General features: G+C 38.3%; 14 protein-coding genes. All 14 read right to left on the bottom strand.

The window, feature by feature from the left end:
* Window positions 1-15: 15 nt before the first annotated feature.
* The 14 genes from acear_RS03100 to minE all read right to left on the bottom strand — a co-directional run bounded on the left by acear_RS03100 (window position 16) and on the right by minE (window position 14,508).
* Window positions 16-1,581 (bottom strand): methylenetetrahydrofolate reductase C-terminal domain-containing protein, encoded by a 1,566-nt coding sequence (locus acear_RS03100; protein ID WP_013277564.1) that lies wholly within the window; start codon window positions 1,579-1,581, stop codon window positions 16-18.
* Window positions 1,582-1,863: 282 nt separating this feature from the next.
* Window positions 1,864-3,120 carry a glutamate-5-semialdehyde dehydrogenase gene (locus acear_RS03095; RefSeq protein ID WP_013277563.1) on the bottom strand — a complete coding sequence of 419 codons (1,257 nt, stop codon included), beginning with the start codon at window positions 3,118-3,120 and terminating at the stop codon, window positions 1,864-1,866.
* Window positions 3,121-3,134: 14 nt separating this feature from the next.
* Window positions 3,135-4,268, bottom strand: coding sequence for a glutamate 5-kinase (gene proB / locus acear_RS03090; protein WP_013277562.1), 1,134 nt, complete (start codon window positions 4,266-4,268; stop codon window positions 3,135-3,137).
* A gap of 18 nt (window positions 4,269-4,286) precedes the next feature.
* On the bottom strand, window positions 4,287-4,580 hold the full coding sequence (yhbY, locus tag acear_RS03085; protein WP_013277561.1) for a ribosome assembly RNA-binding protein YhbY: 294 nt from the start codon (window positions 4,578-4,580) through the stop codon (window positions 4,287-4,289).
* Window positions 4,581-4,602: 22 nt separating this feature from the next.
* Complete coding sequence (gene obgE, locus acear_RS03080; protein ID WP_013277560.1) at window positions 4,603-5,895, bottom strand: GTPase ObgE; 1,293 nt, start codon at window positions 5,893-5,895, stop codon at window positions 4,603-4,605.
* Between the two features lie 103 nt (window positions 5,896-5,998).
* The gene (rpmA, locus tag acear_RS03075) at window positions 5,999-6,301 is read right to left on the bottom strand and encodes a 50S ribosomal protein L27 (RefSeq protein ID WP_013277559.1); all 303 of its coding nucleotides are present in this window, start codon (window positions 6,299-6,301) and stop codon (window positions 5,999-6,001) included.
* A complete protein-coding gene (locus tag acear_RS03070) occupies window positions 6,294-6,626 on the bottom strand; it encodes a ribosomal-processing cysteine protease Prp (RefSeq protein ID WP_013277558.1) in 333 nt (110 codons plus the stop codon). The genes rpmA and acear_RS03070 overlap by 8 nt, the downstream gene beginning before the upstream one ends.
* A gap of 2 nt (window positions 6,627-6,628) precedes the next feature.
* Window positions 6,629-6,940: a 50S ribosomal protein L21 gene (gene rplU / locus acear_RS03065; protein WP_013277557.1), complete on the bottom strand. Its 312-nt coding sequence runs from the start codon at window positions 6,938-6,940 to the stop codon at window positions 6,629-6,631.
* A 160-nt stretch (window positions 6,941-7,100) separates the two neighbouring features.
* On the bottom strand, window positions 7,101-8,786 hold the full coding sequence (locus acear_RS03060; protein ID WP_013277556.1) for an Rne/Rng family ribonuclease: 1,686 nt from the start codon (window positions 8,784-8,786) through the stop codon (window positions 7,101-7,103).
* 36 nt (window positions 8,787-8,822) lie between these two features.
* Window positions 8,823-9,530: a TIGR03936 family radical SAM-associated protein gene (locus tag acear_RS03055; protein ID WP_013277555.1), complete on the bottom strand. Its 708-nt coding sequence runs from the start codon at window positions 9,528-9,530 to the stop codon at window positions 8,823-8,825.
* Window positions 9,520-11,367 carry a TIGR03960 family B12-binding radical SAM protein gene (locus acear_RS03050; protein ID WP_013277554.1) on the bottom strand — a complete coding sequence of 616 codons (1,848 nt, stop codon included), beginning with the start codon at window positions 11,365-11,367 and terminating at the stop codon, window positions 9,520-9,522. The genes acear_RS03055 and acear_RS03050 overlap by 11 nt, the downstream gene beginning before the upstream one ends.
* A gap of 707 nt (window positions 11,368-12,074) precedes the next feature.
* Entirely contained in the window at window positions 12,075-12,944 is an 870-nt protein-coding gene (locus tag acear_RS03045; RefSeq protein WP_013277553.1) for a site-2 protease family protein, read from the bottom strand.
* A 63-nt stretch (window positions 12,945-13,007) separates the two neighbouring features.
* Window positions 13,008-14,138: a rod shape-determining protein RodA gene (rodA, locus tag acear_RS03040; RefSeq protein ID WP_013277552.1), complete on the bottom strand. Its 1,131-nt coding sequence runs from the start codon at window positions 14,136-14,138 to the stop codon at window positions 13,008-13,010.
* A gap of 112 nt (window positions 14,139-14,250) precedes the next feature.
* Complete coding sequence (gene minE, locus acear_RS03035) at window positions 14,251-14,508, bottom strand: cell division topological specificity factor MinE (RefSeq protein WP_013277551.1); 258 nt, start codon at window positions 14,506-14,508, stop codon at window positions 14,251-14,253.
* Window positions 14,509-14,525: the final 17 nt, after the last annotated feature.

Below are 14,525 nucleotides of genomic sequence, written 5' to 3'. Positions count from 1 at the left end.
TATCATTAAATAAATCTATGCTTTTTTACTTTCTTCACTACCTGGCGAAGTAATTCCTATTTCCTTAGCTGTATGATCTCTACCTAAGAAATAATTGCGCCAAGGAGAATTATGGGTTAAGTCCCAATCAACTGGTGGAACCCAATTATCTCTTAACTTTTCTTCTTCTTCATAGGCCTTTAATCTATCATAGACTCTTACATAAAGACACTTCTGCTCCTCAGGATATACTTCACACCAACCGTCTTTACTGCCGCCACAAGCACCATTTCTTTGGTTCTTAGGACATTGTGACATTGGACATAAGTAAGCTAAATCGACTAATGCACAATCTCCACATTCTTCACACTCATTAGTAATAGTCTTAATTACCCGTTCCATAAAGTTGAATGGTTCTTCTAATAAGCCATCTTCTGAAACATTACAAATCGACTGCATCGGACCAAAGAAAAGGCCATCTGGTTCAAAAAGTAAATTATGTCCTACTCTAATTAGCTGATGGGCTGTTTCTTTGCTAGGCTTAGACTTTCTTTGGGCAGGTTGATCAGTATTTAAGCCCGTTTCTTCATCCTTTTCAAAATAATAGAAGCCGTCTTCCATTGGAAAGTCAAATTCATGTATATAATCTCGCCAATTAGGAGCTAACTCTTCTCCTTTTTCTATAACAAACTCAACTCCCTCATAATCTAAACCGTGTCCACCTATATGGGCTCCAGCATAACCCATTCCCTTCATAAAGGCATACATCTTAGCTGCTCTCATTAAACGAGCCTGTTTCCCATTATCCTCCGCTTCTTTTTCTTTTTTTAGCTGTTCTAATAAATCATCAGTTACTACACAGCCCGGAATTCGGTTAGCATTCATAGCCCGTCCAGCACCGTAAGGTAGAACAAAAAGATTTCCAATAACCGGAACATCCCAGTCATTCATTTCTACAAATTGGATTAGTTCATGGAATTTACGGGCATCATAACCGAGTTGGGGAATGATAAACTGGGCTCCCTTTTCAATCTTCTTCTTCAACTTATAATACTGAACCATCTGTTCTGATTCTAACCTCTTAAATGGAGAAACTGCTGCCCCCGGAAAGAAATTTGTTTCCTTTAAGCTTACTGACCGTCCAAAAGGATCCTTATACTCCAAACCTTCATTTAAATCAGTAATTAAGTCCAAAGCCTGTGTCGGATCCAGATCATAGACCGGTTTAGAAGCCCCTTTATATCCTCCCACCGGGTAATCTCCAGTCATTACTAAAATATTAGATACCTCTTCGCGTTCTAGAGAGTATAAGAAGCTTTCTATCTGATTTCGATTCTTATCTTTACATGTAAAGTGGACTATAGGCTCAATTCCCAACTCTTGAACCTTCATTCCTAAATACTCAGCTGAAATAGCTGGATTACCACCGGGATTTTCAGTTATAGTCACCCCGTCCACTTTGTCACTTTCAGCAGCCTTTTCTGCATTAGTAAAGATCTCTTCCTGGTTTGTCTCTCTTGCTCCACGTCCTGGTATCAACTCCCAAGTTACTGTAAAATCATCCTTATCAGTAATGGATTCTTCTAATGAATTCTCTGCCATTCTTAAAATCTCCTCCTCTTAAATCATAAATAATAATTATAAATAATTACATTTTAAAAATTTGAATTTAAAAAATTAAAATAAAGTTTATAAATACACTTCAATATTGAAATATATTTACTTCCTACTATGATCATATTCTATAAAAATGAAATTAATCCTTTTTATATTTGAAATTTTGTATTAATTATACTTAGAAAAAAATTAATAATAAAAAAGGCCAATATGCCTCCTTAATCCCGAAGACATATTGGCCAAAATAATTAATTTTTAACCAACTACTTATTCACGAATCTGTCCATCACCATAGCCAACAAACTTAGTAGTAGTTAATTCATTGACACTCATTGGACCCCGAGCATGTAATTTTTGAGTACTGATTCCAATCTCAGATCCTAAACCGAACTGTCCTCCATCGGTAAATCTCGTAGATGCATTAACATAAACAGCAGCAGCATCAACAATATTTAAAAACTTACGTGCTTTATGATAATTATCAGTAATAATTGCTTCCGAATGTTTAGTATTATATTGATGAATATGATCGACAGCTTCTTCAAATCCATCGATGACTTTAACAGCCAGAATATAATCCAGATACTCCGTAGACCAGTCTTCTTCATCTGCTGGCTGAACTCCAGAAACTAATCTCTGTACTGTTTCATCTCCTCTGATCTCTACATCTGCTTCCTGTAATTTAGTAACCATCTCCGGTAGAAAATCTTCTGCAATTTCTGAATGGACCAATAATGTCTCCATAGCATTACAGACGCCAGGACGCTGAGTTTTAGCATTCATTACAATCTCTTGGGCCATCTCTTGGTCTGCCTCATTATCTATATAAGTATGACAGTTTCCAACGCCGGTCTCAATTACAGGTACCGTCGAATTATTAATAACAGCATTAATTAAGCCGGGACCGCCGCGGGGAATTAAGACATCTAAGTATTCATTCAGTTCGAACATAACTTGTACTGCTTCCCTATCAGTCGTTTCAATCAACTGGATTGCTCCTGTTGGAATCCCACTTTTATAAGCAGCCTTGGCTATTACTTCAGTCACAGCCTGATTGGAATTAATCGCTTCCGAACCGCCGCGCAGTAAAACAGCATTCCCTGCCTTCAGACAGAGGCCAGTAGCATCTGCAGTTACATTAGGCCGTGCTTCATAGATCATTCCAATGACTCCTAAGGGGACCTTAACCTTTCCAATCTGTAGGCCGTTAGGCCGTTTCTTCATTCCTGTAACTTCTCCAATTGGATCATCAAACTGGGCTACCTCCCGCAGACCGTTAGCCATCTTTTCAAGTCTTGCTTCAGTCAACAGCAGCCGATCCATCAAAGCATCATTCAGTCCATTCTCTCGCCCCTGCTTCATATCCTTCTGATTCTCATTTAAAATAAAATCACTGCTGTCTTCTAAAGCATCAGCCATAGCCAGCAGCGCTTCATTCTTTGTAGTAGTATCCAGATTGGCCAATCCTCTAGCCGCCTGGCTGGCTGCTTGAGCCTTATCTACTACTTTCTCTTTAATACTCATTCCTTTTCACCCCTTTAATCAGTTTCTAGACAGACTAAATTATCCCTATGAATAACCTCATCATAATCTTTATAGCCTAAATTATCAATAATTTCAGTTGATTGTAATCCCTGAATAGCTTCTACTTCCTGACTGGAATAATTCACAATTCCCCTACAGATCTCTTCTCCATCTTTATTCAGAACATCAACTACATCACCAGCTTCAAAACCGCCTCTAACCTCTATAACTCCACAGGGTAAGAGGCTAGTCCCCTGATTCAAAAGTGCCTCGGCTGCTCCTGCATCTACAATAAGCTTTCCCTGAACTGCTAGATTAAAGGCAATCCACTTTTTGCGGCTAGCAAGTTTCTGCTCATCAGGTAGAAAGACAGTACCCGGATTGACTCCTTTTACAATCTCCTGGAGAATATATTCCTGGCTGCCGTTAGCGATCATCATCATAACTCCGGCCCGTGTTGCTATCTTAGCTGCTTCAATCTTGGTTGCCATACCGCCGGTGCCTCTATCTGTCCCGGCACCGCCTGCTATCTTTTCTAATTCAGAAGTAATTCTATCTATTTTTGAAATGAGCTGAGCCGTTTCATCCTCGCGCGGATCACTGGTATAGATACCTTCTACATCCGATAGAATAACCAACAAATCAGCATCTACCAGCGAAGCAACTAAAGCAGATAGAGTATCATTATCGCCGAACTTTATTTCATCAACTGCTACTGTATCATTTTCATTAATTACAGGAATAATTCCATAATCGAGTAATTTAAATAGCGTATTCCGCGAATTGAGATACCGCTTTCGTTCGGTAATATCACCTTTAGTCAGAAGAATCTGGGCCAAAGTAGAACCATATTCACTAAAGATTTTCTCATAAATCTTCATTAACAGTCCCTGCCCTACTGCTGCTAGAGCCTGCTTTTCAGGTATGGTATTGGCTACCTCTGTTAAATCAAGCTTACCTCTACCGGCACTGATAGCCCCTGAGGTAACTAAAATTACTTCTTTTCCTTGATTCTTAAGATCTACTATCTGACGGATTAAAGATTCGATTCGACCTAAATCCAGTTTTGATGTAGAATGTGTTAAGGTACTGCTGCCTATCTTAATTACTATTCGATCGGCCTGACGTAACCTGCTCTCAATTGACATCTGAATCACCAACCTAATTTAACCTGGTAGATTATAATAAGGATCTTCTTCACTCTGACGATAGATCAAACAGACATTCCCAATCACCTGCACAATCTCCGCATTACATTCTTCAGCTAACTCTTCAGCCATCTCTCGAGCAGTATAGAGTGAATTATTTAAAGCTCTGATCTTAATTAACTCCTTGGCCTCCAAAACTTCCTCTACCTGCTTAAGTAGATCAGGAGTAATTCCCTTCTTGCCTATCTGTACTACAGGGTTTAGCTGGTTCCCCTGTTTTCTTAAATAACTTCTCTGTTTTCCGGTCAACATCCTGCATTCCCTCCTTTATTTTTTATTCTGCAAAGTATTCAAACTCTATCTCACCGATCTTAACTGTATCTCCATCATTGATTCCATGGGCCTTTAGAGCATCTTCTATTCCCATCTCCTGTAATCTGCGGGCAAAATGATAAGCAGACTCCTCATTAGTCAGATCCACCATAGCAACCTTCCGTTCAATCTCTTCTCCTTGAACTATATACCGACCATTCCGCTTAATGATTTCAAAATCTTCTTCTCCAGCAGGCTGCGGACCTTTAATTACTACTTCTTTATCATCATCTTCTATTTCAGATTCTATAGTCTCTTCTGACGTTTGAACTAATTTATCTACTGCTTGAATCAATTCATCTACTCCCTGTCCGGTTACAGCTGAAATAGGAAAGACTTCATAGCCTTGATCTTCTAACTCTTCCTTAACCCGATCAATATTCTCCTTAGCTGCTGTTAAATCCATCTTATTAGCAGCTACTATCTGCGGCCGTTGGCTTAATTGGGGATTAAACTTTTCTAATTCCTCATTAATCACTGCAAAATCTTCTATCGGATCCCGACCTTCAAATCCAGATACATCCAGAACATGGAGAATTACCTTTGTCCGCTCTAGATGACGCAGAAAATCATCGCCTAAACCGACGCCGGAATGGGCCCCTTCGATTAAACCGGGAATATCTGCCATCACAAAGCTGCTGTAATCTCCTGTCTTGACTACTCCTAAATTAGGTTCAACAGTAGTAAAGTGATAATTACCGATCTCCGGCTTAGCAGCAGAAACACTAGAGATTAAAGTGGATTTACCTACATTAGGAAAGCCGACTAAACCTACATCAGCTAAAAGTTTTAATTCCAATTTAAGCTCCTTCTTCTCTCCCGGTTCTCCATTTTCTGAAAACTTCGGCGCCTGCCGGGTAGAGGACTTAAAGCGAGCATTACCCCGGCCGCCGCGGCCTCCTTCAGCTACTATCAACTTATCCCCTTCAGCAGTCATATCGGCCATCACTTCATCGGTCTGTTTATCATAAACTACAGTTCCCGGCGGTACTTCAATTATCAAATCATCTCCGCCGCTGCCGTGTTTATTTTTCTCCTGACCATTCTCTCCATCTTCAGCTTTATAGATCTTCTGCTCTCTAAACTCCAATAGAGTATTTAATCCTTTATCTACAGTCAGAATAACATCTCCACCTGGTCCTCCATCGCCTCCGTCAGGACCTCCTTCAGGTACAAACTTCTCCCGGCGAAAGCTAGTTACTCCATCTCCGCCGCTGCCAGCTTCCACTTCAATAGCTACTTCATCTACAAACATATCAAACCACCATCCTTATAAGTACAGTTCTTATTATTTATCATACCCTAGCTTAACTAATAAAAAACTCCCAGCAAATAATCACTGGGAGTTAGCACTTCATCTATGCCATCATTTCTAATTGATCTTCAGTATAAACGCTGACCTGACGTGTCTGCTTTCCTTTGCGTTCAAAAGTAACATATCCGTCTTCCTTGGCAAACAGCGTATCATCTCCACCGCGGCCTACATTTAAGCCCGGCTTAAACTTAGTTCCCCGCTGACGAACAATAATGCTGCCTGCAGGAATAAATTGACCGTCGTGGCTTTTTACTCCCAGGCGCTTAGAGATACTGTCTCGTCCGTTGTTAGAACTTCCAACCGCCTTCTTTTGGGCAAATAGCTGTAGATTCATTTCTTTAATCATCTTTTTTACCTCCTTCCAATATTTTTAAATTATCCGGATAGGATTGAGCAGTCTTCTCTAATCCTATAACCATAGTTTCTAACACCGCGTTTATCTCTTTAGTCGCATTAATATCTTCTAAATTACACTGCAGCCAGCCGCCTGAAGTATCAACCTCTACTGACAGCCCTAGATGCTCTGTTAACCCAAATACAGCCGTCTGGAGGATGGCTGATACAGCAGCACAGACTATATCACTACCATATTCCCCATATTCTGCATGGCCTTCAGCCCTGAATTCAGTAACTTGGCCAGACTGGTTACGTTCAATAATTACTTTAACCATCTTTACGCCTGAATATCTTCTATCATTACTTTAGTATAAGGCTGACGATGGCCCATCTTCTTACGATAATTATTCTTAGGCTTATATTTAAAAACGATAATTTTATCGCCTTTTCCGTGTTCTACAACTTTGCCAGTTACTTTAGCATCTTCTAGATTAGGCTGACCAACCTGAAGACCGTCTTCACTAGAAACAGCTTTAATTGTTTCAAATTCTACAGCTTCATCTTCCTCTGTATTTAATTTTTCAATTTCAACTATCTGTCCTTCTTCTACTTTATACTGTTTACCACCTGTTTCAATAATCGCATACATTATTATGACACCTCCTCTACCTCAGACTCGCCGGTAACTAGGTAAACATTACGTTATTTTAAGACCCGCACCGAGCGGTTTTGGTAGTCAACGAATCCTACCACAATTAATTATCACTTACAACTCCATATTCTAGCATAATTCAAACCCAATGTCAAGTTTAAACTTTTCTGACCACCTTTGCTTTAGCATAGGTACGGTAAACCTCAGTAATTTCAACCTCTACCTGCTCTCCTACTAGATGGCCGCCTTCAATAACATCTATAATAAAGCCCTCAATTCGAGAAATTCCATCCTGTTTATTAGTTACATGGGTCTCTTCTATCTCCAGAACCTTCCTTTCCCCCACCTCTACTGGTGAAGCCAGTTCTGCAATAGTCTCCTTACTTCCTGTCTCTACTATATCAATTTCTTCTATATGCAACTTTTTAGAACCTTTGACATAGATATGGCGATCCAGCTCTGCTTCCAATTCCTTTAAGCTATTACCACCTAAACCAATTAAACGAGCTGCTACCTGTGGATGTACCTCCAATAATACTGCTTCTTCATCATCCCGATTGGCAAAAAGATTTCTAAGCTTTCTGATAGCCCTCAAAGCTACTGTGTCCTCAGATAAGACCCGGCCGCTGCCTTCACAGTAGGGACAGGACTTCTGCAAGAATTCTTCAACACCCTCTTTTTCCTTCTTTCGCGTCATCTCCACTAAACCTAATTCCGTCAAACCCAGAATAGTAGTCTTAGTCTTATCCTTCTGCAGTGCCTCATCCAATGTTTCCAATACTTCCTGTTGATCCTGTTTATTATCCATATCTATGAAATCAATAATAATAATTCCGCCTATATCACGCAGTTTTAACTGCTTTGCAATCTCTTTAGCTGCTTCTTTATTTGTCTTCAGCACTGTATCAGCCAGGTCAGTGCTACCTACATACTTCCCAGTATTAACATCAACAGCTGTTAAGGCTTCAGTTACATCAAAAATAATATAACCGCCACAGTCTAACCATACCTTACGCTTTAGAGTCTTATCAATTGCTGTTTCTAGATCATAATACTCAAAGATAGGTTTAGATCTATTATAGAGCTGTACTTTAGACTTCAGATTAGGTGAAATAAAGTCCAACAACTCCATAGTCTCTTCAAATTCTTTCCGATCATTGATCAACATTCGATCTACTTCTTTAGTAAATTTATCCCTTACTATTCTGCTGACTAAATTGAGATCACTATGAAGCAGATCCGGCGCCTGCCGATTATGATAGTGATGGATTATCTTTTCCCACAATTTAATCAGAAAATTAAAATCACGCTTTAAGTCAGCCCCGGACTTATTAGCAGCTGCCGTTCTAACAATCAATCCTTTATCCTCCGGTTTAATCTCTTGTGTGATTCCTTTTAGCCGATTTCGCTCCTGATCATCAGTAATCCGGCGCGAAATACCGATATGATCCATAGTTATCATCAATACTAAATACCTACCAGGCAGATTCAGATCACAAGTCACTCTAGCCCCTTTACTTCCTAGCGGCTCTTTAGTAATCTGAACCATAATCTTCTGGCCTGGCTGCACTACCTCTTGAATCGATAATTTATTTTTTCGCTTCTCTTCTGAAACTAAGGCTAAAGCATCACTAACATGCAAAAATACATTCTTTTCTAAGCCCACATTAACAAAGGCTGCCTGCATCCCCGGCAGTACATCAGCAACTATCCCTTTATAGATATTACCCACTACCTGTTGCTCATTCTCCCGTTCAAAATATATCTCAGATAATTCATTATCTTCTACAATTGCTACTCGAGTATCTTTAAAATCAACATCAACTAAAATTTCCTTAACCATAACTTCTCAACTCCCTGGTAATCCACCATTTAAAAATTATTCCACAGCTGCTTCAAAAGGAGTAAGCAGCTTCTTTCCTCTTTTAACATATAATCCTAATCTCTGTACCTGAGTTAACTCAAAATCATCACTGACCGGATACCTCTGCTGGAAAGCCCTAACCAATTCTTCTGTCCGCAGATTGCCGCTGCTGCCTGTCTGAATCAAGGCTTCAACTACAACTTTTTTATCTATCACATCTAACAATTCCAACTCAAAAACCATCGGTCGCAGATTAAATTCCCGGTCAGACTTATTCCTCCGTTTACGAATTATCATAATTTCATCTCTACTCAGAAAATCAGCCAGCATTTCTTCAGCTTCACTCTTATCAATAGTATCTTCCATCTTTAATTCTATTCTATAGCGAGCTGCATTAATCACTGCCATTAAGGATTTAGTATTCTCCGGTATTTCCTTAACTTTAAGAATCCTAATCCCTGGCGGTAATTCTTCATTTAAATCTTCCTTAAATTTCTTTACTGAAAAATCAGTCTCCAATTCAAAATCTATATACTCACTCTTACTTACAACTCCTACAGCCAAAGCAGAACCAAAAGAGATAGCTGGGCGAGGGGTATAACCTTGCGAAAACTTAATCGGTATTCTAGCCCTTCGTAAGGCTCTAGTTAATGTATTCATCAAATTCAGATGAGAAATAAACTTAACTTCATCACCTTTAGCCATCTTTGCTCTAATCTTCATTACGTTCACCACCTACTAGACAGTTATCAATATCCAAAATCTGATTAACTCCACAGCCGCTGCAGTCTGTAAACCTGCAGTCCTCTGTTGTTTCTTCAGATAATGCTTTATCATATTCTTTGCGTAAGTAATCTTTACTTACTCCAACTTCAATATGGTCCCAGGGCAGTCTATCCTCAGGATCAAAGTCTCGGTAGACATATTCTTCTAAATCCATACCGGATTCCTTAAAGGCCTGCCTCCAGAGATCAATATCAAAATGTTCAGTCCAGCCGTCAAATTGAGCTCCTAATTTCCAGGCTTCCATCAATACCTGATTTAATCTCCGGTCACCGCGGGAGAAAGCAGCTTCCAATAGGCTCAATGCTGGATCATTCCAGTCCAGCGATAAACCTCTTCCTTTCAAGTTCTGCTGCAAATAATCAATCTTATCTCTCAAGTCCTCCAATTTATTGAAACCAACCCATTGAAACGGAGTATAAGGTTTAGGAATAAAGGTAGATACACCGACCTTAACCTTAAGCTTACCAACTGCTGCTACCTTCTTAGCCAGCTTAACAATCCCGGCTAAATCATCTTCAGTCTCAGTAGGCAGACCAATCATAAAGTAAAGCTTAACCCGCTGCCAGCCGGCATCATAAGCAGCCTGAACTGCTTCCATTAAATCATTTTCGGTCACACCTTTATTTATCACATCTCTAAGCCGCTGGGTACCTGCCTCCGGAGCAAAGGTCAGGCCTGTCTTCTTTACTTTCTGTACTTTTTTAGCTAATTCAACAGAAGAAGGCTCAGCCCGCAGTGAAGGTAAGCTGAGTCCTACCTGCAGTTCAGAATAATCCTTTACTAGCTTCTCAGTCAGTTCTTCAATCTCAGAATAGTCACTGGTACTTAATGATGTTAACCCCAATTCTTCATACCCTGTCTGATCAATCAAATCTGCTGCTAATTCTTCCAACCTCTCCTGGCTTCTTTCTCTTACCGGGCGGTAGGTCATACCAGCCTGACAGAATCTACAGCCGCGAGAACAGCCGCGGGCTACTTCTAAATTAATTCTATCATGTACAATATCCATATAAGGAACTATCCACCGGGATGGATAGTAACTCTCATCTAAATCAGAAACTACTCTTTTAGTTATTCTATCAGACAGATCAGAATATTCAACAGTAAAAGAATCAACTTCTGTTCTGTTATAATCTATATTATAAAAATCAGGCACATAAACGCCTGATATTCCAGCAAGTTGGTGTAATAATTCTTCTCTGCTGTCTCCAGTCTTCTGCCACCGGTTATAGACAGTTACTAACTCTTCAAGTAGTGCTTCGGCTTCACCAATTACTATAACATCAAAAAAGTCAGTTATAGGTTCCGGATTTACTGTACAGGGCCCGCCGGCTATAACTAACGGATCCTCTGTAGTTCTATCCTCACTCATAAGAGGAATCTCAGCTAAATCCAACATAGTGAGAATATTGCTATAGCTTAATTCATACTGCAGTGTAAAACCAACAATATCAAAATTACTTGCTGGTTCTTTGCTTTCAAGACTAAAAAGCGGCATTTCAAGCTCCTGCATCTTCTCCTCTAAATCAAACCAGGGCATATAGACCCGCTCTGCTGCTATATCTTCTTGCTCATTAAGTAAATGGTATAGAATCCTAATTCCTAGATGGGACATTCCCACTTCATAAATATCAGGAAAGGCTAACAGAAAGTTAACCTGCTGTTTATCTAAATCCTTATTTACAACATTTAATTCATTACCTAGATATCTTGTAGGCTTACTGACCTTTGGTAGTATATCTTCTAATTTTTCCTCTATTTCTTCTTGCTTCATAAATATTATTGCCTCCTTAACTATAGATGTCATAAAAAATTTATTCAACAGTCAGCTGCGTCAGATCAATGCATGTTTTTTAGTTAATTGTTATAGATATATTGTGTTACTCCACAATTTTTCTGCATATATTCTTTATTTGTAGCTGCCTAGCATAATCGGTATAATCTCATTTATGATATTACGGGGGATAGTCAATATGTATCCGCCGCTTGCCGTTCGCTCAACATCCTGTTTCGCTCACTGTCAAAAACTGTCCCTCCGCCATCCGTGGCTCCGGACCAGTTTTAAGAGTCGCTCTGGACACATATTGACTATCTATAATAAGCGTCATCACCGATAGAAGTTACTCTAGGTGCATGATAATATACTAGATTACAAATAGTCAACATTTCTCCGGAGCGACTCTTAAGATTAGTCCGGAACCATGGACGGTGGAGGACTAATCTTTGAGAATGAGTGAGACAGGACGTCGAACGAATGGCAAGCATAGGAGATTTGTTGACTATAATCTGCAATATCATAGAAGAAACCATATTAGCTGCAAATAGGAAGCGACACAATATATCAATAAAAATTAAGCTTATGAATTGCAGATTAAGATAACGTACATGATTTGCTTATTAAATTATAATTCTATATTATTATACTTCACTACTTGTTTTACATTCTTGATTTACCAAAAAAACACCTTTATTTACCGCTGGTTAAATCAAGTCTTTGATCTGAATATTAATTCCTAACTCCAATAAGGCAGTAATTATTTCTTCTTCGGTCAAAGTAGCAATTATATTTAAATCATTATCGACTACCATAATCGTATGAAAGGATTTAGGCTTAAACTTTTCTATGACCTTTTTGATTTTAGTTGTCTCAATAACTACTAATTCTTCATTTCTCAATATCTTTCTTTCTTTTAATCGTTGCTTTTTTTGGTTTAAATATCTCATCAATATATATATATTATTCCTGTTTTCTTTAAAAGTAGACGTATAAATAAAAAAAGCAATAATCAACAACATAATATTAAAGTAGCCAAACCACAGACCAATCAGGGCCAAAACACCAACAGTAACAGCCAGATATCTACTGAGGCAAATAGTTAGTTTAGTAGCCTGTCTAAATCCTAACTGTCTTGTTTTAAAGGCCCGAAATACTCGTCCTCCATCTAATGGTAAAGCAGGCAAAAGATTAAAAAAAGCAATAACCAGATTAGTCCTAATAAGAAAAAGACCCCAGCCAGCATTAAAAAAGGAATACCGAAGACAGATAACCATAACTGCAGCCAGAAATAAATTACAGAGCGGTCCGGCCATAGCAGTCTTAATCTCAACTTTAGGATCTAATTCCAGTAAATCATTATACTTAGCCACGCCTCCAAAAGGAAGCAGTTCAACTTCATCTATCCCAATCCCATTACCCTTAGCCACTGCTACATGAGTCAACTCATGTAAAAAAGCAGAACCAAAAGTAATTACAGCCTTATCCAATAATCGAAAATAACCAAAAATCAAAATAACTACCAAAAATAATAGATTCAGCTTGATCTTAACTCCCAAAATTTTAATAATATACATTCTAACTCCACCTTACCTGATAATCATTATAAATATATTACGGCAAGGTAGAATATATGAAAATCAAAAGATCAGTTTCTTCCTTCTGATATTTACATTGATAATTAAAGCTACAGCTAAAATATTAGTTAAGAGTGAACTTCCTCCATAACTAATGAAGGGCAGCGGAAGTCCAGTAATCGGCATAATTCCAATCGTCATGCCTATATTCTCAAAAATGTGAAACAGAAACATAGAAATAACCCCAACTACCAATAATTGACCAAAATTATCCTTAGCTTCAAAGGCTACTTTAATTGAACGCCACAATAGAAGAAGGAAACAGACTAGAACGACAATTCCACCGATAAATCCTAACTCCTCACCTAACACTGAAAAGATAAAGTCAGTATGCTTTTCCGGTAGAAAGCCTAACTGTGTCTGGGTCCCAGCAAATAACCCCTTCCCCAATAGTCCTCCAGAGCCGATAGCAATTTTAGATTGGATTATATTATAACCATAGCCTAAAGGATCCAGATCAGGATTCCAAAAGATTATCAATCTCATTAGTTGATACTTTTTAAGCGGAATAGGTAAGCCAAAACAAAAATGGGCTATTAAACTACCACCAATCAATAAACTACCTAGCCCTATAATTCCAAAGTAATATTTAAGATTAGCTCCAGCAGTAAAGAACATACCAGCAAAAATAGCAACTAAAACTAACACTGTTCCTAAATCATTCTGGGCTAAAGTCAAAATTAAAATGGGGCAGATATATAAACAGGAAAATAGAAAGTGTTTTAGTTCCTTTAACTTTTCTCCCCGAGCTGCTAAAAAATCAGCTAAACTAATAATCAAACCCAATTTAGCCAGTTCAGCCGGCTGAATACTAACCGCTCCTAACTTAATCCAGCTTTTTGATCCTGAAATTCTCGTCCCTAAAACTAACACCAAAAATAGTAATAAGAGAGTAAATATATATATTATATTTGAATAATTTCTTAATGCCCGATAATCGAAAAAAAGGCTTATAATTAATAATAATATTCCTAATATAATAGCTATTAACTGCTTAATGATGAATCTATTCTGAATTATACTACTGTTAGCACCGGTAGCGCTATTAATAACTACTAAACCGATTCCCACCAAAATTATTACCAAAATCGGAATCCAGTAATCTAAATTCTGTAATAATTTCTTTAATCTCATTCCTCCTCCTCCTTTATTTAAGGAGTCCTATTATTAATTATACATGACTTAACTTAACTAGTCCACACTTTAAATAAAAAATCAGGCCTCATTTTGGGCCTGACGAATATATTTATTCTACTTTTCTTTTAACAGGAATATTAGCTTTAAGAGCTATCATTTTATCATCTTGGGCTAGGTTTATTTCCAATTTACTCTCTTCAATTTTGACATACTTAGAAACAACGTTAATCAATTCGCCCTTCATATCTTCTAATGTTTCCGGAGAAATATCAATCCGGTCATGAACCAAAACCAATTCTAGCCTTTCTTTAGCCACATCCTTACTATCCTTTTCCTCTGTAAAGAAATTCTTAATAGATTCAATCACTAAAATTCCACCTCCTG

It is taken from the genome of Acetohalobium arabaticum DSM 5501 (genome assembly GCF_000144695.1).
GTDB lineage: Bacteria > Bacillota > Halanaerobiia > Halobacteroidales > Acetohalobiaceae > Acetohalobium > Acetohalobium arabaticum.
Note: the sequence above shows the minus strand (reverse complement) of the source record. Positions and strands in the feature narration are given on the sequence as shown.

Coding starts and splice junctions, on each gene's coding strand:
- yhbY (WP_013277561.1), bottom strand. CDS start 4,580: ATGTTGACCGGAAAACAGAGAAGTTATTTAAGAAAACAGGGGAACCAG.
- acear_RS03060 (WP_013277556.1), bottom strand. CDS start 8,786: ATGGTTAAGGAAATTTTAGTTGATGTTGATTTTAAAGATACTCGAGTA.
- rodA (WP_013277552.1), bottom strand. CDS start 14,138: ATGAGATTAAAGAAATTATTACAGAATTTAGATTACTGGATTCCGATT.
- acear_RS03050 (WP_013277554.1), bottom strand. CDS start 11,367: ATGAAGCAAGAAGAAATAGAGGAAAAATTAGAAGATATACTACCAAAG.
- acear_RS03055 (WP_013277555.1), bottom strand. CDS start 9,530: ATGAAGATTAGAGCAAAGATGGCTAAAGGTGATGAAGTTAAGTTTATT.
- acear_RS03045 (WP_013277553.1), bottom strand. CDS start 12,944: ATGTATATTATTAAAATTTTGGGAGTTAAGATCAAGCTGAATCTATTA.
- obgE (WP_013277560.1), bottom strand. CDS start 5,895: ATGTTTGTAGATGAAGTAGCTATTGAAGTGGAAGCTGGCAGCGGCGGA.
- proB (WP_013277562.1), bottom strand. CDS start 4,268: ATGTCAATTGAGAGCAGGTTACGTCAGGCCGATCGAATAGTAATTAAG.
- acear_RS03100 (WP_013277564.1), bottom strand. CDS start 1,581: ATGGCAGAGAATTCATTAGAAGAATCCATTACTGATAAGGATGATTTT.
- rplU (WP_013277557.1), bottom strand. CDS start 6,940: ATGTATGCGATTATTGAAACAGGTGGTAAACAGTATAAAGTAGAAGAA.
- acear_RS03095 (WP_013277563.1), bottom strand. CDS start 3,120: ATGAGTATTAAAGAGAAAGTAGTAGATAAGGCTCAAGCAGCCAGCCAG.
- rpmA (WP_013277559.1), bottom strand. CDS start 6,301: ATGATTAAAGAAATGAATCTACAGCTATTTGCCCAAAAGAAGGCGGTT.
- acear_RS03070 (WP_013277558.1), bottom strand. CDS start 6,626: ATGGTTAAAGTAATTATTGAACGTAACCAGTCTGGCCAAGTTACTGAA.